General features: G+C 60.1%; 27 protein-coding genes. 14 read left to right on the forward strand and 13 right to left on the reverse strand.

Features of this window, described 5'->3' with window-relative positions; genetic code table 11:
- Positions 1–261: 261 nt before the first annotated feature.
- The gene (locus tag EN824_RS31685) at positions 262–1086 is read right to left on the reverse strand and encodes a universal stress protein (protein WP_127275550.1); all 825 of its coding nucleotides are present in this window, start codon (positions 1084–1086) and stop codon (positions 262–264) included.
- Positions 1087–1299: 213 nt separating this feature from the next.
- Here EN824_RS31685 and EN824_RS31690 point away from each other — a divergent pair, with 213 nt between their 5' ends.
- A complete protein-coding gene (locus EN824_RS31690; RefSeq protein ID WP_127275551.1) occupies positions 1300–1683 on the forward strand; it encodes a phasin family protein in 384 nt (127 codons plus the stop codon).
- Positions 1684–1759: 76 nt separating this feature from the next.
- Positions 1760–2050: a cytochrome c gene (locus tag EN824_RS31695; protein ID WP_127275552.1), complete on the forward strand. Its 291-nt coding sequence runs from the start codon at positions 1760–1762 to the stop codon at positions 2048–2050.
- 99 nt (positions 2051–2149) lie between these two features.
- Here the strand turns inward: EN824_RS31695 and EN824_RS31700 are convergent, their stop codons facing one another.
- Entirely contained in the window at positions 2150–2389 is a 240-nt protein-coding gene (locus EN824_RS31700; RefSeq protein WP_127275553.1) for a lipoyl domain-containing protein, read from the reverse strand.
- Positions 2390–2423: 34 nt separating this feature from the next.
- Here EN824_RS31700 and EN824_RS31705 point away from each other — a divergent pair, with 34 nt between their 5' ends.
- Both EN824_RS31705 and EN824_RS31710 read left to right on the forward strand, forming a co-directional pair.
- Positions 2424–2678 (forward strand): hypothetical protein, encoded by a 255-nt coding sequence (locus EN824_RS31705; RefSeq protein WP_127275554.1) that lies wholly within the window; start codon positions 2424–2426, stop codon positions 2676–2678.
- 4 nt (positions 2679–2682) lie between these two features.
- Positions 2683–2907: a hypothetical protein gene (locus EN824_RS31710; protein WP_127275579.1), complete on the forward strand. Its 225-nt coding sequence runs from the start codon at positions 2683–2685 to the stop codon at positions 2905–2907.
- Here EN824_RS31710 and fixJ read toward each other — a convergent pair.
- On the reverse strand, positions 2904–3518 hold the full coding sequence (gene fixJ, locus EN824_RS31715) for a response regulator FixJ (RefSeq protein ID WP_127275555.1): 615 nt from the start codon (positions 3516–3518) through the stop codon (positions 2904–2906). The two genes, EN824_RS31710 and fixJ, sit on opposite strands and share 4 nt — an antisense overlap.
- A complete protein-coding gene (locus tag EN824_RS31720; RefSeq protein ID WP_127275556.1) occupies positions 3505–5061 on the reverse strand; it encodes a PAS domain S-box protein in 1557 nt (518 codons plus the stop codon). The genes fixJ and EN824_RS31720 overlap by 14 nt, the downstream gene beginning before the upstream one ends.
- Before the next feature lie 187 nt (positions 5062–5248).
- On the opposite strand from EN824_RS31720, the gene EN824_RS31725 reads away from it, so the two are divergent.
- The 3 genes from EN824_RS31725 (at position 5249) to EN824_RS31735 (ending at position 9059) form a co-directional block, all read left to right on the forward strand.
- Entirely contained in the window at positions 5249–6058 is an 810-nt protein-coding gene (locus EN824_RS31725) for a universal stress protein (RefSeq protein ID WP_189343564.1), read from the forward strand.
- Positions 6058–8676, forward strand: coding sequence for a magnesium-translocating P-type ATPase (gene mgtA / locus EN824_RS31730; protein ID WP_245521058.1), 2619 nt, complete (start codon positions 6058–6060; stop codon positions 8674–8676). Before EN824_RS31725 ends, mgtA begins: the two co-directional genes overlap by 1 nt.
- A gap of 113 nt (positions 8677–8789) precedes the next feature.
- Positions 8790–9059: a DUF6455 family protein gene (locus EN824_RS31735; RefSeq protein WP_127275558.1), complete on the forward strand. Its 270-nt coding sequence runs from the start codon at positions 8790–8792 to the stop codon at positions 9057–9059.
- A 731-nt stretch (positions 9060–9790) separates the two neighbouring features.
- Here EN824_RS31735 and EN824_RS31745 read toward each other — a convergent pair.
- The 3 genes from EN824_RS31745 to EN824_RS31755 form a co-directional block, all read right to left on the reverse strand.
- Entirely contained in the window at positions 9791–10489 is a 699-nt protein-coding gene (locus EN824_RS31745; RefSeq protein ID WP_127275581.1) for a CBS domain-containing protein, read from the reverse strand.
- Between the two features lie 135 nt (positions 10490–10624).
- Entirely contained in the window at positions 10625–11164 is a 540-nt protein-coding gene (locus EN824_RS31750) for a DUF2231 domain-containing protein (protein ID WP_127275560.1), read from the reverse strand.
- Between the two features lie 43 nt (positions 11165–11207).
- On the reverse strand, positions 11208–11441 hold the full coding sequence (locus EN824_RS31755) for a hypothetical protein (protein WP_127275561.1): 234 nt from the start codon (positions 11439–11441) through the stop codon (positions 11208–11210).
- A 185-nt stretch (positions 11442–11626) separates the two neighbouring features.
- On the opposite strand from EN824_RS31755, the gene EN824_RS31760 reads away from it, so the two are divergent.
- Genes EN824_RS31760 through EN824_RS31770 form a run of 3 tightly spaced genes read left to right on the forward strand, consistent with a single transcriptional unit; the run spans position 11627 to position 13904 of the window.
- A complete protein-coding gene (locus tag EN824_RS31760; RefSeq protein ID WP_245464237.1) occupies positions 11627–11896 on the forward strand; it encodes a hypothetical protein in 270 nt (89 codons plus the stop codon).
- Positions 11896–12561 (forward strand): response regulator transcription factor, encoded by a 666-nt coding sequence (locus EN824_RS31765; protein WP_127275563.1) that lies wholly within the window; start codon positions 11896–11898, stop codon positions 12559–12561. The genes EN824_RS31760 and EN824_RS31765 overlap by 1 nt, the downstream gene beginning before the upstream one ends.
- Positions 12561–13904 (forward strand): HAMP domain-containing sensor histidine kinase, encoded by a 1344-nt coding sequence (locus EN824_RS31770; protein ID WP_135918154.1) that lies wholly within the window; start codon positions 12561–12563, stop codon positions 13902–13904. Before EN824_RS31765 ends, EN824_RS31770 begins: the two co-directional genes overlap by 1 nt.
- Before the next feature lie 7 nt (positions 13905–13911).
- Here EN824_RS31770 and EN824_RS31775 read toward each other — a convergent pair whose 3' ends face one another.
- Genes EN824_RS31775 through EN824_RS31785 form a run of 3 tightly spaced genes read right to left on the reverse strand, consistent with a single transcriptional unit; the run spans position 13912 to position 16929 of the window.
- A complete protein-coding gene (locus EN824_RS31775; protein ID WP_127275565.1) occupies positions 13912–15423 on the reverse strand; it encodes an RnfABCDGE type electron transport complex subunit D in 1512 nt (503 codons plus the stop codon).
- The gene (locus EN824_RS31780; protein WP_245464236.1) at positions 15420–16142 is read right to left on the reverse strand and encodes an FAD:protein FMN transferase; all 723 of its coding nucleotides are present in this window, start codon (positions 16140–16142) and stop codon (positions 15420–15422) included. Before EN824_RS31780 ends, EN824_RS31775 begins: the two co-directional genes overlap by 4 nt.
- A 25-nt stretch (positions 16143–16167) precedes the next feature.
- Complete coding sequence (locus tag EN824_RS31785; RefSeq protein WP_127275567.1) at positions 16168–16929, reverse strand: FMN-binding protein; 762 nt, start codon at positions 16927–16929, stop codon at positions 16168–16170.
- 331 nt (positions 16930–17260) lie between these two features.
- Here EN824_RS31785 and EN824_RS31795 point away from each other — a divergent pair, with 331 nt between their 5' ends.
- Together EN824_RS31795 and EN824_RS31800 are read left to right on the forward strand one after the other, a co-directional pair.
- Positions 17261–17956, forward strand: a complete 696-nt coding sequence (locus EN824_RS31795; RefSeq protein WP_127275568.1) for a VIT family protein — start codon at positions 17261–17263, stop codon at positions 17954–17956.
- A 169-nt stretch (positions 17957–18125) separates the two neighbouring features.
- Positions 18126–18341 (forward strand): DUF1858 domain-containing protein, encoded by a 216-nt coding sequence (locus EN824_RS31800; RefSeq protein WP_127275569.1) that lies wholly within the window; start codon positions 18126–18128, stop codon positions 18339–18341.
- A 3-nt stretch (positions 18342–18344) separates the two neighbouring features.
- Here the strand turns inward: EN824_RS31800 and EN824_RS31805 are convergent, their stop codons facing one another.
- Positions 18345–19046 carry a Crp/Fnr family transcriptional regulator gene (locus EN824_RS31805; protein WP_127275570.1) on the reverse strand — a complete coding sequence of 234 codons (702 nt, stop codon included), beginning with the start codon at positions 19044–19046 and terminating at the stop codon, positions 18345–18347.
- 150 nt (positions 19047–19196) lie between these two features.
- Here EN824_RS31805 and EN824_RS31810 point away from each other — a divergent pair, with 150 nt between their 5' ends.
- Positions 19197–19634: a pseudoazurin gene (locus tag EN824_RS31810; RefSeq protein ID WP_127275571.1), complete on the forward strand. Its 438-nt coding sequence runs from the start codon at positions 19197–19199 to the stop codon at positions 19632–19634.
- Between the two features lie 99 nt (positions 19635–19733).
- Entirely contained in the window at positions 19734–20909 is a 1176-nt protein-coding gene (locus tag EN824_RS31815; RefSeq protein ID WP_127275572.1) for an NnrS family protein, read from the forward strand.
- Between the two features lie 57 nt (positions 20910–20966).
- Here EN824_RS31815 and EN824_RS31820 read toward each other — a convergent pair whose 3' ends face one another.
- Both EN824_RS31820 and nirK read right to left on the reverse strand, forming a co-directional pair.
- Entirely contained in the window at positions 20967–21836 is an 870-nt protein-coding gene (locus tag EN824_RS31820; protein WP_127275573.1) for an SUMF1/EgtB/PvdO family nonheme iron enzyme, read from the reverse strand.
- A gap of 53 nt (positions 21837–21889) precedes the next feature.
- On the reverse strand, positions 21890–22996 hold the full coding sequence (gene nirK, locus EN824_RS31825) for a copper-containing nitrite reductase (protein WP_127275574.1): 1107 nt from the start codon (positions 22994–22996) through the stop codon (positions 21890–21892).
- Positions 22997–23054 lie beyond the last annotated feature (58 nt).

Below are 23054 nucleotides of genomic sequence, written 5' to 3' on the forward strand. Positions count from 1 at the left end.
CCGTTGGAACGCCAGATGGCGCGCGGAAACTTGCCCGCGATGCGCTCTAGATCGGCGAAGACGCGGTAGCGACGCTCGGCATGGAGCTGGTCGATCGCGTCCTCGAAGAACCGCTGGTAATTCATGTCCGAATTTCCTTATTTGCTCGCGGTTGCGCTGCGGGCATCAGCTACACCGAACTTGGCAAGGTTAGACGTAACCGTTTGCGGGAGCGGAAGACCTTGATTTATGTCAAAACCACGATTTGGAGGTGTCACCTCCTCAGTTCGATATGAACCGATGCAATGATCCGCTGCGCAGCACAGAACGCGTCACGCCGCCAAAGGTCCTCTCCAGTACCCGGCTATGACCGTAGCCACCGAGAACGATGAGATCGGCCGCAATATCCTGTCCGATCTGGAGGAGGATTTCCGCCGGTTCGGAGCGGCACGCATCCAAGATTTCGGATCGCGCCTTCACACCGTGGCGCGTCAGAAAGAGTTCGACATCCGCTGCATTTTCCCTGGGTCCAGTATTCCCATTGTCCACGGTGGCGATCACGACATCCCTGGCGGTGATCAGGAAAGGCATAGCGTCGACGACGGCACGTCGCGCTTCCCGCGTGTCATTCCACGCAATCAGGATGCTTTCGGCTCTTATCGGCGCAAGGGGTTCCGATGCCACGAGTATCGGACGGCCCGCCGCAAGGATGAGACTTGCCGGATCAAGCACACGATGACGGTCGACCACCAGATCGGCCGTCGGCGGGCCAGCGAGGATCAAGTCGGCGGCACGCGCATTGAGTGCAAGTTGGCGCGTGGGATTGCCTACCTCTCCGCGCCACGAGGCACGATTGCTGCCGTTGACGATGCTCAGGAATTCCTCCCTCAGGCAGTCGAGGCGACCTTCTATCTCCTCTACCTGGCGCCACAACGCCTTGGTCGCGGCCTGGTCATCAGTGCTGGTTGGGAGGACAAAATGCGGCTCGGCGGCGCAGAAGCCGATCAGGTCGGCCTCGATCCGTTGAGCAAGATCCCACGCCATCGCGATGCGTGGCGCTGCGATTGCGTCCACGTCCAGTTGAACCATGATCGTCTTGAAAGCCATCGCGTCATTCCATCTGCGGTTGACGCGACTTGGCCATCAAATAGAGGCAAGCACCTTGATGCGGGTCAAACGCAACGAGACCGGTTGGTGCCGGGGCGCTCGTACAGTCCGCAAGGTCAGAGGGTTGATCCTGATCAAGGACACGGCGACGAATGGCGTCAACGTTGCGCTGTGGAGATTATGTTCGCATGCCTCAGGATGGAGTAGTCGATAATGCACACTCAGCCCGAGCCATCCTCATTCGGCACACAATTGTTGCCGATTGCGGGAAATGGCCAGACGTTCTTCCTTGCTGCCGCGTCTCTTCAAGTCCACGCCTTCAAGGTGATGATGCGCTATAACGTCGAAACGCTGGCATTTCTGAAGCATCGTTGCGAACAGGACATCAAGCTGGCCGACGATCTCATCACCTGTCCGGAGTTCAATGACGCTTTCGACATCTTCTCTGCTTTTCTGCAGAATGCGACATCGCAATACGTCAGCGAAGCCGGCAAGGTCGCCGCACTGACCTCCAGGCTTGCTTCGGAAACGGCCAAACGGGTCCGCGAGGAAGCCAGAACCGCGATCGAGGACGCAGCGGCGAAGACAGTCGCGTAGATCGGCAATGCAGAGGTCGTCAGACATGAACAGCTTTTGTGGGCATCGTCGTCTGCCGGCTTCCGTCCTTGCACTGATGCTGCTCGGATATGTGCACCCAGCCCGTGCCGATAGCCTAACGGATCACGGGAAGGCGTTGGTGGAAGTCAATTGCGCCCGCTGCCACGCCATTGGAAAAACCGACAAGAGCAGTCATCCCGACGCCCCGGCGTTTCGCACCTTGTCAAAGCGCTATCCGATCACCGATCTCGAGGAAGCCCTCGCCGAGGGGATTTCGACGGGCCATCCGGACATGCCTGAGTGGATCGCCAGCCCCGACCAGATCGATGCAATAATCGCTTACATCAACACCTTGCAGAAACCGTGATCGGAGCTGCGGACGCAGCTGGCGACCAAGCCTGATACTCTCCTTGAGACTACAAGTGAGGAATGAGCGCAATCAGCCCGGTGAGGCGTCCTCACAGGGCTAAGACTCCAGCGTTGCCAGAATCGAGCCTGGTTCGATGACGGTATTCGCGGTGGCGACAATCGTCGCGCGGCCACCTACCGGCGCTACAATCTCGTGCAGCGCGTCTTCAACGCGAACTTCGGCTATTCGCTCGCCGGCCTTGATTGTGTCGCCGCTCGTAATGAACCAGCGCTCCAGGATGCCTTCCGGCAACATGCTGGAGGCCCACAGGGCTTCATCGGCCTTGATATAGTGCATCCCAATTCTCCCTATACCGTCTGATGATATGCGCTTGCGCAGCACGGTCCTTGATCCCGATCAATCGGCGTCCAGCGTCGCGATGGGCGCCGGATCAGGTATCAGCGCTGCGTTGGCAATCAATTGGGCTGCCCGCGCCATGCATGTGATTGGCACCGATGACGATATGGCGTCTGCCGCAGCAGCTATTAGCCAGATCAGCTCGACGCCCGGCAACGCGCATGCCTATTCGGCGATTCCAGAAAATGATGCAGATCAATGCGCAACGCACCGTTTGCGAAGATTTTGATGCGATGTGGAAACCAATCCTAAGCGCTCCGTTTGGTCGCGATCTCGAACTCGCCGTCTTCGACGAAGACGGCGAGCACGCGCTTGTGTTTGCCTGCAGAAGGGTGACGGAGGGTTGGAAGAATGCTGCCAGCGGTGCCCGTGTCGACATCCGGCCGACCCACTGGCGCGATTGGGACTTGGAGCGGGCCCAGGTCGGAATTCGCAAACCTCTTGAAAACTCTTCCTAGGGTCGGGATTCCACGATCAGCGCCATGCGCACAAGATGTGACAAGCTGCTTGCGCCCATTTTGCTCATGACATTGGCGCGATGGATCTCGACCGTGCGCGGGCTGATGCCCAGATCGTAGGCGATCGTCTTGTTAGGCAGACCCGAAACAAGTCCATCCAGCACCTGCCGCTCGCGCTCTGACAAGGCCGACAGACGCGTGCGGATATCCGCAGACTGGGGATGCGCCGCGTTTGCTTGGTTCCGATTGGCCAGCGCGGAGCGAATCGCTTCGATCAGCATTTCGTCGTCGAACGGCTTCTCGATGAAATCGGCAGCGCCTTCCTTCATTGCCTGAACGGCAAGCGCCACATCGGCATGGCCCGTCATGACAATGACGGGAATTGTATGCCCGCCCGCCCTGAGTTGCCGCAGGAACTCAATACCGTCTATGCCCGGCATGCGTACGTCGGTGACAATGCAGCCCTCGAGGTTGCCTTTTGCCGTCGAAAGAAATGCCGTGGCCGATTCGTGCAGGCGTACGGCGAAGTCCGCTGTGGCCAGAAGAAAACCGAGCGACTTGCGGACGTCGACATCGTCGTCGACCACGTGCACCAGATCACTGTCGGCCATTTGTGACCTCTTCCTTCTCTACGATGCGCAAGGTGAACCGGAAAGCGGTTCCGCCGGCCGGCGTTACCTCGGCCCATATATGGCCACCGTGCGATTCAACGATGGTACGGCAAATGGAAAGGCCAACACCCATGCCTTGCTTCTTGGTCGTTACGAACGGCTGGAAGAGCTGGGCCGAGACCTCCGGCGCGAGACCCGGACCTGTATCGATTACGCTTACCTCGGCCATCCCATCATCCCGGGCAACGGTTGTGACTTTCAATTCGCGTCGCGTCGCGTCCTGCATAGCCTCCACCGCGTTGCGCATCAGGTTGAGCAGAACCTGCTGAATCTGGATGCGATCGGTCAAGACCAGTTCGGCGGCAGGGTCAAGCTTGTAGCTGACAAGGAGATTTATCTCCCTTGCGCCGACCAGGGCCAGGGACGCGGCTTCCTCGATGAGAACCGGCAGTCGTTCGACCTGGCGCTCGCTTTCGCCCCTGGCCACAAAATCCCTCAGATGACGGATGACGTCGCCTGCTCGCAATGCCTGCTCAGCTGCCTTTTCGACAGCATCCCGAAGCATAGGCGCATTCTCGTCCTGGCTTTTCTCGAGCAGTCGACGACTGCCTTTGAGGTAGTTCGTGATCGCCGTCAGTGGCTGGTTGATCTCATGAGCAAGCGTCGAAGCCATTTCGCCGAGTGCTGTAAACCGCGCCATGTGCAGCAGTTCCTGCTGCTGCTCCTGGATTCTTGCTTCTGCCCGGTGGCGTTCGGTGAGGTCGCGGCAGAAGCCGGTAAAGAAACGTCCGGTTCCCGGATGCATCTCGCCGACGGAAAGCTCCATTGGGAATGTCGTGCCATCCTTGCGCGCGCCGGTAACGGTGCGGCCGAGTCCGATGATCCGGTGCTCTCCCGTCGTCAGATAGCGAAGCAGATAGGCATCATGCTCGTCGCGGTAGGGCGAGGGCATCAGCATTCTCACGTTTTGACCAATGACGTCGCTTGACTGATAGCCGAACAGCGTTTCGGCAGCGGTGCTGAAGGACTGGATCCGGCCCTGTTCGTCAATGACGACCATTGCGTCCGGAACTGTTGCCAGGATGGATCGCAAATGGTCCTCGCGCAGCCGAAGTGCGGCGTTTGCAAAGGAGAGTTCGCTGACATCCGTGCCTTCAATGAAGATCGCGGTGATACGGCCATCGTCAGCCTTGATCGGCTGATAGACAAAATCAAGGATGCGCTCTTCGACCGGGCCGTCGGCTGTGTTGCGAAGGCCAACCTTCACCCCGTAGCCCCTATAGGGCTCGCCGGTCGTGTAGACTTGGTCCAGATGGTCGAAAAACTCATATCCTTCGAGCTCGGGAAAGGCATCCTGCACGGACTTTCCGATCACTTGCCTGTTGCCGATCAATTGCTGGTAGGCGGCATTGGTCAGTTCGAAAACGTGACCTGGCTCGCGCATGAGCGCTATAAATCCCGGAGCCTGATCGAACATTCGCGACAGCAGTGATTTGAGTGTCGTCCCGCCGGGCGACAAACTGAGCGCTTCGTCTTTGATCACCTGAGGTTCCTGAGTTCGAGACGGTGCTACCGGGGCTAATTATCACTTCTCGCCGCTCACGCAAAACGGATCGAGCCGACGTTTTCGTGCGCAGGCGCAGTTGGCGATCTTTGACGCGCGTCAAGGCATTGGACGCTGGCGAATGCAATTCATCACGCATTCCATAGTTCAGCGAAAGGCGTCCGCAATGTCTTACAAGTCAATCATCGTCAACCTCGCCATCGATGCGCCTCCTGCACCTATTGTAAAGGTGGGGGTCGAACTCGCGGAACGGTTCGGAGCCCGTCTTATCGGCTTGGCGGCAGCCGATGTTCCGCCCTTGGTCGCGACCGGCCAAGGCATGGTCTACGAAGGCGAGATCATGCAGATCCAGCGAACAGAAATCGAAAAGCGGCTTGCCGAACTGCGTGCCGAGTTCGAGAGGCTGGTTCCTGCTTCGATCTTTAGCGAATGGGGCCAAGCCGTTTGCAGCCCGACCCGGTTCCTCAGCGTTTCGGCCAGAGCAGCCGACCTTATCGTTACCGGCCAGGCAGGAGACAATGTGTTTCGCGCCGTGGATGTCGGCAGTCTGACACTGGGCGCCGGGCGTCCGGTTCTGGTCGCCGCAACCAACGTCGAGCACGTCCTTGCAAAAACTGTTCTCGTAGCGTGGAAGGACACTAGGGAGGCTCGGCGAGCGATGACTGACGCATTGCCTTTCCTGGCCAAAGCCAGCGAAGTCGTGATTGCCACGATCGACACCGAGCGCGACGAAAGCATTCGCGACAGCCTCGCCGATGTCGCGGTCTTTCTCGAGCACCATGGCATCAAGGCGCGAACCGAGCTGATCGCCGGTAAGGCTGATGGCGACCGGTTGCTGACATTCGCACGCTCGATCCATGCGGATCTCATCGTCTCGGGCGCCTATGGCCATAGCCGCTTGCGGGAATGGGCGTTCGGCGGCGTCACCCGCACGCTGATCGAAGAGAGCGGCATCAACCGCTTCATGTCGTATTGATGATAGGCGAAGCTGGCCAGCAATCCGTCTCGCCAGAGGACGGTGCCTATTGGTCGATCGAGACCAATGACCTCTTGTTAGGTCTTGAGACCTCAGTCTCGGGGCTTGCTTCGTCCGAAGCGGCATCGAGGCTCGCAAAATTCGGCCGAAACACACCCGCGTCGACGTCAGGCGCGTCGGCCCTGGCAGTGTTTGCCCGCCAGTTCCGCAGCCCGCTGGTCCTGATCCTCATTTTCGCGGCCTGCGTATCAGCCTTCGTCGGGGAGGGCCAGGAGGCTGCGATCATCGGCGCGATCGTGCTGGCAAGCTGCGTCCTGAGCTTCACCCAAGAGTACGGTGCGTCGCTGGCGACCGAAGCACTGAAACAGCGCATTTCGCGCAAGGCTATTGTGTTGCGCGACGGCGCCGAGTGCTCGGTCGCCGCCGAAGATATCGTGCCGGGCGACGTGATCCGGCTTTCGGCCGGAAACCTCATTCCCGCGGACGGTATCATTCTGGACGCGCGCGATTTCAATGTCAGCGAGGCTGTACTGACCGGCGAAACCTTTCCCGTCGTGAAGGCACCGGGGCGGTCGGCGCCCGAGGCCTCCATAGCACAGCGCAGCAATGCCGTTTTCACGGGCACGTCGGTCCGCAGCGGCACTGCAACCGTGCTTGCGGCAGCGACCGGCGCCAGCACTGAATTCGCATCGATCGCCGCCGCCCTGGAGCGACAAATCCCCGAAACAGGGTTTGCCCGGGGTATCAGGCTGTTTGGCTATCTGATGACCGAGATCATGCTGGCAATCGTCATCCTGGTGTTCTTCGCCAATCTGCTGCTGCATCGACCGCTGATTGAATCGCTGCTGTTTTCGCTGGCACTGGCGGTTGGCCTTACGCCCGAACTTCTCCCGGCCATCATCAGCGTGACGCTGGCTCGAGGGGCTCGCGCGATGGCAGCCAATGGCGTCATCGTGCGCCGTCTCGATGCCATCGAGAATCTGGGCAGCATGGATTTGCTGTGCACCGACAAGACGGGGACGCTGACGGAAGGCGTTATCCACCTGGATGGATGGCTCGATGTCGACGGCAATCCGTCAACCGATATCCTGCTCTGGGCACGTCTCAACGCGACCCTGCAGACCGGACTGAAGAACCCGCTGGACGAAGCAATCGCCGGTGCGCCGGGCGAAGGCGCATTATTGGCGGCCTTCACGAAAGTCGACGAAATCCCCTATGATTTCATTCGCAAGCGGCTATCCGTTGTGGTCCGGACCAAGGACGCCCAGAACCTTCTGATTACCAAAGGTGCCGTACAAAATGTCCTCGAAACCTGCAGCTTCGCCCGAGCAGCCACCGGGCTGGAACCCCTCGATGAAACGCACCGTGCGGCAATCGACGAAAAATTCCGGCGCTGGAGCGCGGACGGCTACCGCGTTCTGGGCCTGGCAATCCGTCAGTTCGAGAGCCAGAAAACGTTCAGCAGGAAAGACGAGATCGATCTCGCCTTCGCTGGCTTCCTGCTTTTCCTCGACCCTCCAAAGAAGGGCGTCAAGGAGACGCTTGCCGAACTCGCCCACCGCGGCATCGCGGTAAAGGTCATTTCTGGCGACAACCGTTACGTTGCCGCGCATCTCGCCCAGGCGATCGGCTTGCGCGCCGACAGGATCATGACCGGCGAGGAGCTTTCGAAATTGACGAAGAGCGCGCTCTTCGCGGGCGTGCAGCACACCGACCTCTTCGTCGAGATCGACCCCAACCAGAAGGAGCGCATCGTTCAGGCCTTGCGGAGCAGGAGCCATGTCGTTGGTTACCTTGGCGACGGCATCAATGATGCGCCTGCCCTTCATGAGGCAGACATAGGCATCTCGGTCGACACCGCTGTCGATGTCGCGCGCGAGGCGGCCGATATCATCCTTCTCAAGCAGGACCTCGGCGTATTGGTGCGCGGCGTCGACGATGGCCGCAAGACCTTCGCGAATACGATGAAGTACATTTCAATCACCACCAGCGCCAATTTCGGCAACATGATCAGCATGGCTGTCGCCTCGCTGTTCCTGCCTTTCCTTCCGCTTCTTGCCAAGCAGATCCTGCTCAACAATTTCCTCTCTGACGTTCCTTCACTCGCCATTGCAAGCGACAACGTCGATCCCGACCGACTGCGCCGGCCTCGCCACTGGGATATCCGTTTTGTGCGGCGGTTCATGATCAGCTTTGGCCTGGTCAGTTCGCTGTTCGACTTCGCGACCTTCGTTTTCCTTCTGGTTTTTGCGCACGCCACGGAGGCCGCATTCCAGACCGCCTGGTTTGTCGAGTCGTTGCTGACGGAGCTTGCCATCGTGCTCATCGTGCGCACGCACAGGGCTTTCTGGGCGAGCCGTCCAAGCCCGTTGCTTGCCTGGCTTACATTGGCCGTCGGGATTATGGCGATCATGATCCCCTATCTGCCGTTTGCAGCCTGGTTCGGCTTCGTGCCCTTGCCTCTGCCCGTACTTGTCGCGCTTGTCGCGATTACCGCACTCTACCTATGCGCCTCGGAGGCGACCAAGCGCTGGTTCTTCGGACAAGAGAGCCGGGCCCGCAAGAAGTTGCTTGCCGGTCAGCGGTCCTTTCTCGATCGCCTTGTGGCCAAGGTTTAGCGCCATGCTCCCTGTTTGAGGCTCAGGGATCGGCAACGATACCGCCTGTTGATCGAGATCAACGCCGCTTGCCGCCAACATGCCATGATGGCCAGCAGGCAGGAGTGATTACCATGACCTTTCTCGATTACCTGATTTCAGTTGATGCCAGAACCACCTTGATGGATCGCATGATGCGGAAGCTCGGCGTCGACAGACAGTTGAAAGTCGTAGCCGACCATGCCGCCGTCACCAGCAGGGCAGTGGATCGCTGCCGTTCCTGCGGACATCAGGATGAATGCTCGGTCTGGCTCGACGAACATCAGCAAGCCAATAACCCGCCAGACTATTGCCGCAACGGCGACCTGATCGCTCGACTGCAGCATGCGGCCGGCCAACGCTAGTCATTCGAGTACTCAGCCTGGACGATGTCGTGCTGTCCGTGTTTTGACAGAGTCAACGCAAACCGAGTCTTGCAGTTGACAGGTTTGCATTCCACGGGACCAGGCAGTTGGACACCCTATTTTTTCTGGAAGCATTCCTGCTCTTTGTCGCACCAGGGCCAACCAACGCTCTTTTGCTGACAGGGTCGGTCAAGCGGGAGAAAGCGGTCAAGCTCTTGGCCGCTCAGGCATGCGGATACGGGATCGCATCCGCGTGCTGGTTTTCACTGCGTCCCTTCATGTCGCCTGACGCCATTCAAATACTCAGGCTGGTAGCGGCCGGGTGGCTCGTCATTCTTGGCCTGCGTCTGACGGCAAGCGCCCGGATCAACGCTGCCAAAAGCGGCGACGCCATTTCTGTTGCGGTGACCAGTGCTCTCAATCCGAAGGCCTTCATCTATTGCCTGTCTATCGTGCCGATGAACATCGAACCGCGCGAACTGGGGATCTTCTGGATTGCGCTTCTGGTGATGACAGCTGCCAGCGGATCGGTGTGGCTTTTGCTGGGGCGGCGCTTCTGCGGAGGCAAAACACTGGCAGAAAAAGTTGCGGGCGCGGCGCTTATTGGCTTTGCCCTGTTACTCCTTCGACCATTGAGCCCCTGGTCGCGCCCTAAGCATGGCGAAGCCTTGGGCAAGGACCAGCAACGCAGAGAGGCAGTGGTGCCTCGCTGCGGATCAATGTCTACTCCGCTACGAAACAAGGATGACCGACACGGGATCGGCGCAGAAGAGATTGTCCTTGACAGCATTGACGCCGGCGACGTTTTCGGCGGCGACTGTCGCTGCCTGGCGCTCGCGTTCGTCGAAGATGGCGCCGCTCAGTGTCACCACACCCTTGTCCACCGTCACGTTGATCAAATCGTTGCCGGCCCATCTCTGCCTCGCAAGCTCGGTAGCGATGTTCTGCCGAATCTGTTCGTCATCGATGACCGTAGCGGCTCCATCCGGAAGGACGCCGAGCAATGCCCGCAGAAGATCAGAGCGGGTGATGATGCCAACGACTTTCCCAGCTTCGACGACCGGAATGCGTTTGACATGGTGACGCGTCATGAGCTCGACGACTTTCGCGAGTGATGCTGCAGGGGATGCCGTCACGACATCTTGCGACATCACCTCTTCAACCCGTCGACCATTGGCGCGGACATATTCGTCGGCGGCCTTTCCGGGGCTGACGAGAAACTCCAGCCAGCGCGAGCGCTTGCGCTCCGTGCCCAGTTCCCCGCGTCGCAGGAAATCGCCCTCGCTGACGATCCCCACCAGCCTGCCGTCGTTGCGAATGACGGGGAGGCCGCTGACCTTTTTGGAGAGCATCAACCCGGCAGCCTCGGCGATCGATGCGGACGGGTCTATGCCGACGACTGGCCTGCTCATTATGGCTTCGGCTTGCATGGTCGTTCTCCGGAGTTTTTCCAACCTCCGGCTTCTTAGATTGCACATGCACGAAGCGCCTTGATCTGAATCATTTTTCGGTCGAGGCAAATGGTCATCCAAAATTGCAACCTTGAATGACTGGGCGCGAACCGGTCAACCAGCGACCGCGGTCTTGGCGACGTTGACACCAAGTTCGTAGACAAGCAGCCCACCATAGTAGGCTGTCGCAGTGACCAGGAATGCACCGCAAATTTCAATCAAAGGAATGGCGATCGTTACAGCCCGCATGTCACGGTTCCGCATCCAAAGCGCGAACCGCACAAGTCCCCAGACCAGGAAGGCAAAGGCAGTGATACCTCCCAGGCTTTCGTGGATCTCCGCGATATCGCTGCTGAAGCCGGCCGCTTCGGCATGATCCAGGGCAAGACCTCCAAAGAACCAGGTCCCAATGGCGAACACTCCGGCAGACAGGGCTACGAAAGTAGAGATCGTACCGGCGCCAGATCTCTTGGTAACGGCGCTGCCGCCAACCAGCGCCACAAGGTCGATAGCCACAAGCATGTAGATCAGAACAATAGGGAAATGAACAAGAATTGGGTGGATATGTTGAATAGGGATCACGAAAACTCTCCAGAAATTGGCAAGGAGCTTGGATAATTTGCCGACTTTGCAGCGAGCCTTGGCCCACGACATTGGCAACCGTCATATGCGGTGGCGGCCACGCGCCGTGGGAGACCTAGTCGTTTTCGTCGGCCTCATCGCCTTGTTGGTCGTCACACGCATCGTCGCCACCCTTGATGGCTTTCGGGGTGGAGGCGTCCTGCATCGGGATGGCCTGCAGATCGATCGGACCGGATGGGACAACAGACGATGACGCCCCACATGATCCTTCGTCCGATTCAGCGGCCGCCGGCAGCGCGAAGATCGTGAGGCTTGCAAGTGCTGCAAGGACAAGCATGGAATTGCGCATGGTCTCGTATCCTTCTTGGCGCGGCCATGATTGGACGCGATGATGCCCTGATATGGTCCCCTTGCTTGCTGTGGGCTGAGGATAACTGACAGCAAATTGAAAGCTGCAACGTGCGACATGCCTTGCCGATGAAAAGACAATGGAAGCGTTTGGCGGTGCTGGTTCTCGCGGGACTTGTCTTGGCCATGCCTCTCGCTGCCCGTGCCGACGAGGACGATGACGGCGACCATGACCGGGCGCGGGATTTGTACGAACGCGGCGAAATCAAGGGCCTTGCCAATATACTGGACGTTGTCCGCACCAAAGCTCCCGGCGATGTTGTTGCGGTCGATCTCATCCGCAAGGCCGACAGATGGGTCTACCGTTTTCAGGTCGTGGGTGCCGATGGCCGGCGAAAGACCGTCGACGTCGACGCCGGTGCCGGTGTCATCATGCGCGATGGGGAGGGTGACTGATGAAGATCCTCCTGGCCGAAGACGAGCCCCGTATCGCTGCCGATATCGCGACCGCCCTCAAAGCATCGGGAATGGCGGTCGATATCGTAAAGGATGGTGAAGCTGCCTGGTTCGCAGGCGATGTCGAGAATTATGACGCCGCGATTCTGGATCTCGGCTTGCCCAAGCTCGATGGTCTTACGGTCTTGAAACGTTGGCGGGCGAATGCGCGCAGGTTCCCGGTTCTCATCCTGACCGCAAGAGGCATGTGGACCGAACGCGTCGACGGCATCAATTCCGGTGCCGACGACTATCTTCCCAAACCTTTTGAAATGGAAGAACTGCTCGCCCGGTTACGGGCAATCCTGCGTCGCTCGGCCGGGCAGGCGGCACCCGTGTTGAGGTCCGGGCCGTTGCTCTTGGACACACGCCAGATGCGCATTTCGCTTCGCGGCATTCCCGTTGCGCTTTCGCCGCTGGAATACCGGCTCCTGGCGTTTCTGATGCACCACGCCGGCCGGGTGGTGGCGCCGACCGAACTTGCCGAGCATTTGTACGATTCAGGCAACGACCGCGATCCGAACACGATCGAGGTGATCGTCGCGCGCCTGCGTCGCAAGCTCGGGAGCGACGTCATCGAAACGAGGCGCGGATTCGGGTATCTGATGCCCGACGATTCCCGCTGATGGGCAACTCGATCCGGTTCAGGCTCTGGTTGGCGGCAACGATCTCGATCCTGGTTGCTCTTGCCATCGCCGGCGTTGGATTGCGCTATCTGTTCGAACTTAACGTCGAGCGGCGCGTTGTCAGCGAGCTGACAGTCGACCTGAACGATCTTATTGGCGCGACCAATTTTGCCGCCGATGGCCGTCTTTCGGTCCAGGCGACCTTGGCCGACCCACGTTTCTCCATTCCCTTTTCCGGCCACTACTGGCAGGTGCAGGATACCGGATCCGGCAACCTTGTCCGCTCGCGTTCACTATGGGACGCGACGCTTGCCTTGCCTGATCGCGCAACCAACGGCGAATTCAGGGAGATCAAGGAATTCAAGGGGCCACAAGGGGAGCTCACCATCGCCGTCGAGCGCACGATCATCGACGCCAGTGGGCGATCGTTTCGCGCCGTCGTGGCGGAAGACCATCAAACGGTGAAGGAATCCATCGATGGGTATGTCCGCGACCTTGCGCCAGCCCTTGTTCTGCTCGCCATTGCCCTCATGGCCGCCTTCTTCATCCAGATCACCGTCGGTCTTGCGCCTCTGGAGACCTTGCGGGTTTCGGTCAGAAACGTGATTGCGCAGCGATCAGCACGGCTCGATGTGGTGGCGCCGAGCGAGGTGCAGCCGCTCGCGGACGAAATCAATCGTCTTCTCGATGCCCAGGAGAAGGCGCTTGCGCGAGCCCGCTCGCGCGCCACCGATTTGGCGCATGGCCTCAAGACACCGCTGCAAGTGCTGTCGGCCGACATCCGGGCCTTGCGCAAGAAAGGCGAGACGGTTCTGGCTGACGAGATTGAAAAGAGCGCCGGAGCGATCCGGCGCCATGTCGAGCGGGAGCTCGCGCGAGCGCGCCTCGCCCCCGGCGTTTCCGGCAAGGCATCCTGCCTTGTGTCGGACGTCGCGGCTGGCGTCATTGCCGTCGTCAAACGGACACCAAGCGGCAAGCAGCTTTCTTTCAAGCTGGATATCGCCGAAGATTTGACGGCCCCAATCGACGAAGGCGACTTGTCAGAAGTTCTCGGCAATCTGGTCGAGAATGCCGCGCGCTATGCAAAATCGTCAGTCCGTGTCGGTGCATCCACTGCCTGGGACGAGGTGACCGTCAGTGTTGCTGATGATGGCCCAGGTATACCGGATGCCGATCGGGAGTCCGCGATGTCACGTGGTGTCCAGCTCGACAGCAAGGGAGGCAGCAGCGGTCTTGGCCTGGCCATCGTTTCCGACATCGTCGAAGCCTATGGCGGACGCCTTGCCATGGCTAACGCCGATCCGGGCCTTGTGGTGACCATTTCCTTGCCGCGACACAGTTGAGCCTGCTTCAGGCAAAACCCGGGAAATAGTCGACCTTTATCTTCGAGCGGCGAACGCCCATGGCCAGCAGTTTCTGGCGCAGCGCCTTGACCATCGCTTGCGGGCCGGAAATGTAGAAAGTGCGCTCGAGGTAGTCGGGTATGGCCAGACGGATCAGGCGCTCGTCGATATATCCGGGATATTGCCCGCGCTCGCCACCGTGCGCCACAGCGTGGATCGTCTTGATGCCAAGCTCCTGCCTGGCCGCGCCAAGCACGTCGCGATAAGCGATGTCCTGCTGTCTCTCTGTTGCGTAGAGGATGACGATCGGTCGCCACTCCTTGCGGTCGATGAGATATTGCAGCATCGAGCGGAACGGCGTGATGCCGATGCCTCCGGCCAGGAACGCGATCTTGGTTTCACGCCGGGCGGGCAGCGTGAAATTGCCGGCCAGTTGCGCGGCATGGATCGTGCTGCCTGGCTTCATGGTCATCAGCTCGCGCTTGAAGGCACTTGATTGCGGATAGAACTTGACGCCGAGGCGGACTGTTTCCTCCGTCGGCGCCGAGGCGACTGTGAAATAGCGGCGGTTGCCGCGATTGTCGGCACGATCGAGGCCAAGCGTCCATTCGAGGTACTGGCCGGCCTCGAATGCGAGCTTGCGTGGCGACCGGAAGACGAAGTCAAAACTGTCGACGGCCGATTGCTCAATGCGTTCCAAGGTCAGCACGAAGCGTGCCTTGGGGCCAGCCGCATAGGCAAACACGTTGCCGGCAAGCAGCGCCAGTTCCGGCGTGAAATAGAACGAGCCGATATGGATGTTGGGAGCAAACAGAAAGCCGACAATGGCGGCAAAGGCGATACGCGGCCAACGCATCGTCGGCGCGGTCAGCGGCTCGGTCAGCATCACGAAGGCAAAGAACAGCAACGGCGATGAACCCAGTGTCTCTGCAAGCGCGGTCCAGTATTGCGATGGGTCCGTGGTTGCCAGAATGGTCGCCAGCGCCACGACAACGAAGGTCGAGACAAGGTCAAGCCGGCGCAGTTTCCGGACAATGAGCATGCCGCCGACGAGCACGATCGGAAGCAATGGCAGATTGCCGCCCACCCACCAGGTGGCTGGCTGGTCGAGCAGCAGCGCGGACAGCGCCACGCCCAGCGCAGCCGGGTTGAAAAGGTGCTTCCGGCCGATGGCGAGAATGAATTTGGATGAAATCGCCCAGACGGATGTGAATACCACTGCCGCAATCCCCATGATGTCCGTGACCGCAACCGGATCGAGGATAAGCGTCAGGATGAGCGCGGTGATGTAGACGGACTCGTTGTTGGCCGGAACTGCGAAGACATGCGCAAAAACCTTGTTGGTGATCCAGCAGGCGGCCAGCGCAAGCGTTGTGGTGAAGGCAAGCGCAATCGGATCGTGTGGCACCAGCTTGACGAAGCCGAGCACGAACGCTGCGCCGACCAGCGTCATCAGATAGTAGAGGACCAGCCTGTACATGGTCAGGTGATCGAGAAATCGGTCGATGGTCTTGATCATGGCAGGCAAAGGGCTCCGAACCCGGTTGTCGGCGTGGCGCGGCCATTGGCGTCGACGAGATAGCCTTCCAGGCCAGGCGTCTGCTCGATGAAGAGAATGCCGTCACGTCCCATGGCGAAGGCCGCGGTGGCGAAACGATCGGCTTCGAGCACATCGGCGCCGATCACGGTCAGGCTGACGATGTCCTGTATCTGACTGCCAATTCCATGCGGATTGTAGATGTGTTGACCGCGGACATAGGTGCCGGAGGTTGCGACGCCGCGACCGCGGGGATAGACGATCTTTATGATCTCGTCCGCATTGAAGGGATTGCGGATGCCGACGCTCCAGTCATGGCCCGATGCATTCTTGCCGCAGGACTGGATATCGCCTCCCGCCTCGATGAAGAAATCGCTGATGCCGGCTCGCTGAACAATCTCCGCTGCATTGCGAATGGCCCAGCCCTTCACGATGCCGGAAGGATCGAGCGACCCGTCGGGCTTGCGAATATCGAAGTATCCGTCCGTCTCGTCTTTCGTCTGTCGGGCGAGAGCGAACACTTCCATCATCTCGCCGCTCCAGTCGACGACCGGAACGTCGCCTCGGTTGATGGCCGTGATTTCACTGTCGGCCCGGTAGGTGCTGAAGCGCCGGTCGATGTGCTCGAAATAGCCGAAGACGGCTTCGATCAGTTCAGCATTCGACGCGCCGCCGAGGTCGACGGCAATGGGCATGCCCATCAAAATTCGCGTGTCGCGCATGGACCTACGACGACGCTTTCTTCAGCGCGCCGCGCAGCGACTGGATGAAAGCCCTGCTGGTTAGCGTCGCGCCCGAAATAATATCGACATCGGCGCTCTGGGCGCTGATCGCTTCGTCGCGCAGCATGGGGAGCGCCTGCCTGTTGATGTTGACGGAGGTGCGGCGGTCGGAGGGATATTTCAGCACTTTCAGCGCCGTCAGTTGCCCGCCCTGTACGAGGGCCTGAATCTGGATGATGCCGTAATAGGCATCGGCCGTCGGGCCGGTGTAGACGCCGTCGGCATAGCTCTTTGCGGCGAGCTTCATGCCCACCCGGACGACCCGTGCTGGTGCATCCGGATATGCCGGCCTCGGCTGCGGGACTGGTATGTAGACGGCGGGCGTAACGGCGAAGGAAGGCGCTGACGAGGCAGGATCGGCGACAGACGGCGCCACTGGCGTTGGGGACGGTTGTGGCGCCACCGGAACCACTGTCGGCTTGACTGGATCATTGGGGCGTTCGGCAGGCGTTCCTATGCCAGCTGTCGTTTCCCCGGAAATCGGGAACCTTGTTCTAAACCGGAGATCGAGGGGCGCCGGCGAGGTGCGAAGCAGCTGCAAAGCCGCAGCGGATGCGGGTTCTTTTGGCTGCACGGAAGGCGCTTCGGCTGCGTCGGCCGGCAGCGCCTCGCCGAGCATATCGTTTGCCGAATCCTTGCCGGCCTGATCCCAGACATAAACGCCCGAGGCGGCGATCACCAAAAGTGACAGGGCAATCTCTTTCATCGGAATTGTGCTTCCACATTGAACCTTGCAAACGCGACCCGTCTGGTCCGCTTCGGAGGCAATATCCCACAACCAAGCTGACAACTGGCTGTCAGCCGAGGTCGAACTGCGAGGGGACAGTGAAAGCTCTAGGGGGACGGTAGATTGGCTTGTCCTAGATCAAGATTGCCGCATGAGCGGCGATGTAGGAAGGTTCTCTCAAACCAGGTAAACTGCCTATGATTGTTGCCAACAAGCCAGCCGGATACACCGGAACCCAGATATTGCTGCATTGGACAATTGCGGCGCTGGTCAGGATGCTGCGACCTGAACGGCGGGGCGCCGTGATATCATGAGCCGGCTGCACAATGAAAACCATCTTGTATCCCGCGTCGGCTGGTTGCGCGCTGCCGTGCTCGGCGCCAATGACGGCATCGTGTCGACGGCAAGCCTGATCGTTGGCGTGGCGGCAGCCGATGCCGCGGCCTCCAATGTTCTGGTGGCCGGCGTCGCCGGACTGGTCGCCGGTGCGATGTCGATGGCGGCAGGCGAGTATGTCTCGGTCAGTTCGCAGTCCGACACCGAACGAGCCGACCTTGCGCGTGAGAGAGAGGAATTGGCGACACAACCAGATTTCGAGCGGCAGGAACTTGCAGAGATCTATGTCAGACGAGGCGTCGAGCCGACCCTTGCCTCGCAGGTCGCCGACCAATTGATGGCGAAGGATGGGCTCGGCGCCCACGCTCGCGACGAACTCGGCATCTCCGAAGTCACCACGGCCAGACCAATCCAGGCCGCGCTGACCTCGGCGGCAGCATTTTCGGTTGGCGCGGCCATGCCTTTGGCGATGGTGCTTGTTTCGCCGGCCGCCTGGCTTGCCGCAACGGTGTCTGTTGCCTCACTCCTGTTCCTGGCGGTCCTGGGCGCCATCGGAGCCAAAGCCGGCGGAGCCAATGTGCTGAAAGCAACGATTCGCGTCACCTTTTGGGGCGCGGCGGCAATGGCGCTGACCGCCGGTATCGGCGCGCTCGTCGGCACTGCCATATGACGGCGCGGCAGCCATATCCGCTCCGATGGCTGCGAGTACTTTTTCGTCACGCAAGATAGTATTGCCTCAAGACGTTTCAGCGCTGGTTCCATGAAGTTGCGAAAGCGCAACGAAGCCGTCCCCTGAGCGAACTATGACGAGGGCTTCGCAAATCGCGGAGGACTGCGTCGTGAAGAAACCCAAGTCTATCACTCCCAATACGGTGGTTGACGAGATGATGAGGAAATGGCCGGCAAGCGTGGCCGTGCTGCTCAGCTACAGGATGCTTTGTGTCGGCTGTCCGATCGGCACGTTCCACACCGTGGCCGAGGCGTGCCATGAGCACTGCGTGGATGAGGCGCGTTTCCTGGCCGATCTGGACGCGACTATCCGGGGCGAACGGTGATCGTCAGTGTTTGCCCGGGTTCTCGGCGAGAACCACAAGGCGATGGGCATCCTTGACCGTGACTTTCTGGCGGCCGCTGGCGATTATTCCGATGTCTTCCCACCTGCTGAGCACCCGGCTGACGGTGTGCAGCGTCGTGCCTGTCATCTCGGCGATGTCCTGTCTCGAAATCGGGAAGTCGATTTCGATACCGCTTTCGGTCTTTCGGCCGGTCTGGTTTGCCAGCCGCAACAAGGCATGCGCGATCCTTTGCTCGACCTGTTCGGTCGACATCTCCACCACCCGCGTCTGGGTCTCCTGCAGCCGGGTACCGACGGTTCTGTAGGTGGTTGCCCCAAATGCCGGGAATCGTCGCGCCATCTCCGCCCACAGAGCGTTGGGCCACGTCAGTACCACGCAGTCGACGGCCGCGAGGGCGCTGGCGGGATAGGTCGTTCGGCCGAGCGCCGCGGCGACACCAAAGATTTCGCCTTCACTGATGTATCTGGCAATGACCTGTTGTCCGTCCGGCGTAGTGCGAACGACGCGGATATGGCCAGAAATCAGCACAAAAAACGAATGAGCCTCTGTCTCCTGCTCGAAGATCGCGGATTCCTTGGCATAGCGTGACGACCGTGCGCTTCGCAGGATTTCGCTTTGTTCTTCCGCAGTCATCCCCTGGAAGAGCGGCAGCTGCGATATCAGAGATCGGTCCAGAGCAGCCAAACGTATCTCCTCACGACCCCAAGACACCGCGCCAGGACGCGCCAACCATTCTTATCGCGAGTTTGCGCCAGCGCAAATTGTTCGCGGGGGGATCAGGCTAAATGAGAGGGAACGGCGCAACGCCGCGAACATGAGACAAAGGACAATTCGATGAAACGCACTATCTTCGCCGCCGCAATCTCCCTTCTCGCGCTCGCTGGCGGCGCAAGCGCCGAAGAGCACGTCGTGCAGATGCTCAACAAGGGCGAAAAGGGCGCAATGGTTTTCCAGCCGGCTTTCGTCAAGGCCGCACCCGGCGACACCGTCAAGTTCGTGCCGACCGACAAGAGCCACGACGCCGAGTCGATCAAGGGCATGATCCCGGATGGCGCCGAGCCTTTCAAGGGCAAGCCCAGTGAGGAAATCACCGTCACGCTGACCAAGGAGGGTGTCTATGGCGTCAAATGCGCGCCCCACTACGGCATGGGCATGGTCGCGATGATCGTCGTCGGCAAGCCGGTCAATCTCGATACCGCGAAAGCGGTCAAACATCCTGGCAAGGCAAAGACGGTGTTCGCGGATCTGTTCACCCAGATTCCCGCCAACTGATCGGCATGAGATAGCCTGCCTGCCACAAACGGGCGGGCATGGGCCGGACGGACCGAGGGCGGCGGTTCATCCGGCCCTGTTCATTTCAGGATGTAGGTCATGGCAATTCCACGTCTGCGGGACTATTCCGGTCCGGCTTTTCTCTCCTATGGGTTCAGACCCTTCTTCTTTCTCGGGTCGCTTTATGCGGGGCTCTCCATTCTGCTCTGGCTGCCGATGTATGCGGGCGGCCTCGAAGCCCATAGTGTGTTTGTTCCGGTCGACTGGCATGTCCACGAGATGCTGTTCGGCTATCTGCCGGCGATCGTGACCGGGTTTCTGCTGACAGCCATCCCCAACTGGACCGGCCGGCTTCCCGTGCAAGGACTGCCGCTGCTGGCGCTGGTCGTCCTATGGCTTGCCGGCCGCGCCGCTGTCTTCTTCTCGGCAGACATTGGCTGGGAAGCAGCAGCTATGGTCGATGGCTCATTTCTGCTTGCGGTGGCTGCCGCGGCAGCCCGCGAAATCGTCGCGGGACGCAACTGGCGAAACCTCAAGGTGCTGCTGCCGCTCGTCGTGCTGGCGTCCGCGAACGGCGCGTTCCACATCGAGGCCCATGTTGAGGGCGTGTCGGACATCAGCCGAAGACTCGGCATGGCTGCGGCGATCCTGCTCATCTCGCTGATCGGCGGGCGAATTATTCCGAGCTTCACACGCAACTGGCTCGTGCGCGAAAATCCCGGCAGGCTGCCGGCGCCATTTGACCGATTCGACATCGCTTCGATAGCCATCTCGGCCATCGCATTGGCAACATGGACGTTCGCCCCCGACAGCGCCACCTCAGGAACGCTCATGGCCATTGCCGCAACCTGCCAGGTGTGGCGTTTGTCGCGCTGGGCTGGCGAGCGCACCTTGCCGGATCCGCTGGTGCTCATGCTCCATCTTGCATACGCCTTTGTGCCGATCGGTCTCGCCTTGGTTTCGGCGGCGATTTTCTTTCCTGTTATCGTGCCGGCCGCTGCAGGGCTCCACGCGCTTGGAACTGGTGCGGTCGGCGCCATGACGCTTGCTGTCATGACCCGCGCGACGCTCGGGCACACCGGCCGAGAGCTGAAGGCTGGAAAAGGCGCCTTGTTTATCTTCGTAGCCATCCTTCTCGCGGGATTATTGAGAATTCTGGCCGCCTTCGTCCCCTATGGCGCGGTAATCGACATGGCGGGCGTCGCATGGGTCGCGGCATTTGCCGGCTTCATCCTGGTCTACGGGATGGCATTGATGACGCCCAAGGCGCGGTGAGGCGGCAGAGCAGGCGACCCCCAAGACGAGAACGGAGCGGAGCTATTCCTGATTTTGTCAGCCGAAGCTGAGGTGGGCGAGGATACGGCCCACCCACCCCCGATGGTCCAAGACCAACCTGAACCCCAGATTGTCGGGAGGCAAACCAACGGCGCAACCTCCGCTTTTCCCGTCGCTGACGAAATTCGACATATAGGCTCTGTGCAGGCCTTCCAGGACGTGAACCCCGCAATTGTTGACCGAGCTCGCAACATCGCTGCCGTCTTCGGCGAGCGTCGTGCGGACATAGCAGGTTGAAGTCCACTCCCAGACGTTGCCGGAAAAGTCGGCAAGACCGCGCGAATTCAGTCCGAAAGAGCCGCGGCTCCTGGGCAACGGGTCCGGTTTGCGATTGAGTTCGACCTCCGCCTGATAGCTGGTAAGCCAACGCCTGGCGGGGTTGTTGGCATCGTTTTCGACACCCTCGAATTCGCCAGCGAACCGCTCGGCTGCCGCAAGGGCCCATTCTTCGTCGGATGGCAACCGCCACTGACTGCCGGTTGCTTCAGTATACCACCGGGCGTAGGCAACGGCGTCGAGGTAACTCACGCCGGTTGCGGGTGCGTCACGCGGGACTGAGCGGGTTTCCTCCGCCGGCCGACAGGCGCCGGCCGACACACAAGCTGCGTAATCGGCCGCGCTGACTTGGTACGCCATGATCTCCAGGGGGCCTTCCAGGTGCCGCTCAACCTTGGGATTGGCCTGAGGGCGTCCGTCCTTAAGATACTCGCCCGGCATCGGATAGACGATCGAATGGGGATCAATGCTGATCGTCCTGGCAACGGCGTCGGGCGGCCGATGACCGCCGGCTGCCTGCATCGAGAGCCAAACCGGCAAGGCTAAGGCTGCCACAGCGATCGGAACGAGCTTCATTATGAGAGGCGGCATGTGTTTTCTCCATGCCCGGAGAGTGTCTCTGTCCGGGCATATCGGAGTGCCATTCAATTGGTGGCGATGGGTTTGGGCGCTTCGACCTGCGTCATCAGGTCGTCATCCCACTCGCCCTCGACCTTGAAATGAGCGGTGGCTCCAAGTTCGACGGCCTCGATCAGATTGTGGTTGACGTAGGCGTAGACGCCCGGTTGCAGGAAGGTGTAGAGCGCCGAGCCGGCAGAACCGCCACGGATGAACCATGTCTCGAGATCCTTGGACGGCGGGTTGGCGAATTTGCCCTGTTCCCAGACGTAATCGCCGTGGCCGCCGATCAGGTGCGGCCGCGTATCGCGGTTGGCCTGTGAATGGACGATAAGCACCGTTTCGCCGACCTTCGACTTCATGGCGTTGTCGCCGGTCAGGGATCCGACCTTGCCGTTGAACACCACATGCGTCGGAACGAGACCGCGCATGACCTTGACGGTGTCGTCGTAGCCGTCGCCGGCGGATTCGTAGCTCTTGAAATTGCCCTTCTCGTCGCGCGGAATATAGAAATCACTCTCGCCGATGTAGAAGATCTTGTCGTACTTGACCGGTTCGCCCTTGTCGTTCCTGAGCCCGTCACGCGGCAGCACCATGATGGCGCCGTTCATGCCGGAAACGACATGCCATGGGATCATCGCGCCCCCAGGTGCGCAGTGATAGACAAACGTTCCCGTCCGCGTCGCCTTGAAGCGAAGGGTCACCTGTTCACCGGGATTGATCAAGGTCAAGCCGCCGCCACCCAGCGCGCCGGTAGCCGCGTGGAAATCGATATTGTGGGCTAGCGAGTTGGTATCGGGATTGATGAGCGTCAGCTCGATATAGTCGTCCTGATGCACGACCATCAGTGGGCCAGGGATCGAGCCGTTGTAGGTCATCGCATTGAGCTTCGTGCCTTCGGCATCGATGACGACAGGCTTTTCTTCGATCGTCATGGTAAATTCGACGATCTTCGGACCGCCCTTGGCGATCTGATCATGCGGATGCACGAACGGTGGTGCTACGAGCGTGATCTTCTCGCGGGGCAGCCCGCGAATCTCTGCCTTTGTAACCGTGGCCGACAATGCGGGCAGTGCTGCAACAGCAACAGCGCCAAGCGCGGCTCCAAAGAGGGCTTCGCGTCGCGTAATCATGTCAATCTCCTGTCTCTCGACCGTTGCGGATGAGCAGAAGGTACATGACCTGACGCTA

This window comes from Mesorhizobium sp. M8A.F.Ca.ET.181.01.1.1 (assembly GCF_004792025.1).
Taxonomy (GTDB): Bacteria; Pseudomonadota; Alphaproteobacteria; order Rhizobiales; family Rhizobiaceae; genus Mesorhizobium.

Excerpts from the sequence above, each read along its gene's own strand:
- EN824_RS31685 (WP_127275550.1), bottom strand. The coding sequence starts at position 1,086 with ATGGCTTTCAAGACGATCATGGTTCAACTGGACGTGGACGCAATCGCA.
- EN824_RS31690 (WP_127275551.1), top strand. The coding sequence starts at position 1,300 with ATGCACACTCAGCCCGAGCCATCCTCATTCGGCACACAATTGTTGCCG.
- EN824_RS31695 (WP_127275552.1), top strand. The coding sequence starts at position 1,760 with ATGCTGCTCGGATATGTGCACCCAGCCCGTGCCGATAGCCTAACGGAT.
- EN824_RS31700 (WP_127275553.1), bottom strand. The coding sequence starts at position 2,389 with ATGCACTATATCAAGGCCGATGAAGCCCTGTGGGCCTCCAGCATGTTG.
- EN824_RS31710 (WP_127275579.1), top strand. The coding sequence starts at position 2,683 with ATGTGGAAACCAATCCTAAGCGCTCCGTTTGGTCGCGATCTCGAACTC.
- fixJ (WP_127275555.1), bottom strand. The coding sequence starts at position 3,518 with ATGGCCGACAGTGATCTGGTGCACGTGGTCGACGACGATGTCGACGTC.
- EN824_RS31725 (WP_189343564.1), top strand. The coding sequence starts at position 5,249 with ATGTCTTACAAGTCAATCATCGTCAACCTCGCCATCGATGCGCCTCCT.
- mgtA (WP_245521058.1), top strand. The coding sequence starts at position 6,058 with ATGATAGGCGAAGCTGGCCAGCAATCCGTCTCGCCAGAGGACGGTGCC.
- EN824_RS31735 (WP_127275558.1), top strand. The coding sequence starts at position 8,790 with ATGACCTTTCTCGATTACCTGATTTCAGTTGATGCCAGAACCACCTTG.
- EN824_RS31745 (WP_127275581.1), bottom strand. The coding sequence starts at position 10,489 with ATGCAAGCCGAAGCCATAATGAGCAGGCCAGTCGTCGGCATAGACCCG.
- EN824_RS31750 (WP_127275560.1), bottom strand. The coding sequence starts at position 11,164 with ATGTCGTGGGCCAAGGCTCGCTGCAAAGTCGGCAAATTATCCAAGCTC.
- EN824_RS31755 (WP_127275561.1), bottom strand. The coding sequence starts at position 11,441 with ATGCGCAATTCCATGCTTGTCCTTGCAGCACTTGCAAGCCTCACGATC.
- EN824_RS31760 (WP_245464237.1), top strand. The coding sequence starts at position 11,627 with ATGCCTCTCGCTGCCCGTGCCGACGAGGACGATGACGGCGACCATGAC.
- EN824_RS31765 (WP_127275563.1), top strand. The coding sequence starts at position 11,896 with ATGAAGATCCTCCTGGCCGAAGACGAGCCCCGTATCGCTGCCGATATC.
- EN824_RS31770 (WP_135918154.1), top strand. The coding sequence starts at position 12,561 with ATGGGCAACTCGATCCGGTTCAGGCTCTGGTTGGCGGCAACGATCTCG.
- EN824_RS31775 (WP_127275565.1), bottom strand. The coding sequence starts at position 15,423 with ATGATCAAGACCATCGACCGATTTCTCGATCACCTGACCATGTACAGG.
- EN824_RS31780 (WP_245464236.1), bottom strand. The coding sequence starts at position 16,142 with ATGGGCATGCCCATTGCCGTCGACCTCGGCGGCGCGTCGAATGCTGAA.
- EN824_RS31785 (WP_127275567.1), bottom strand. The coding sequence starts at position 16,929 with ATGAAAGAGATTGCCCTGTCACTTTTGGTGATCGCCGCCTCGGGCGTT.
- EN824_RS31795 (WP_127275568.1), top strand. The coding sequence starts at position 17,261 with ATGAGCCGGCTGCACAATGAAAACCATCTTGTATCCCGCGTCGGCTGG.
- EN824_RS31810 (WP_127275571.1), top strand. The coding sequence starts at position 19,197 with ATGAAACGCACTATCTTCGCCGCCGCAATCTCCCTTCTCGCGCTCGCT.
- EN824_RS31815 (WP_127275572.1), top strand. The coding sequence starts at position 19,734 with ATGGCAATTCCACGTCTGCGGGACTATTCCGGTCCGGCTTTTCTCTCC.
- EN824_RS31820 (WP_127275573.1), bottom strand. The coding sequence starts at position 21,836 with ATGCCGCCTCTCATAATGAAGCTCGTTCCGATCGCTGTGGCAGCCTTA.
- nirK (WP_127275574.1), bottom strand. The coding sequence starts at position 22,996 with ATGATTACGCGACGCGAAGCCCTCTTTGGAGCCGCGCTTGGCGCTGTT.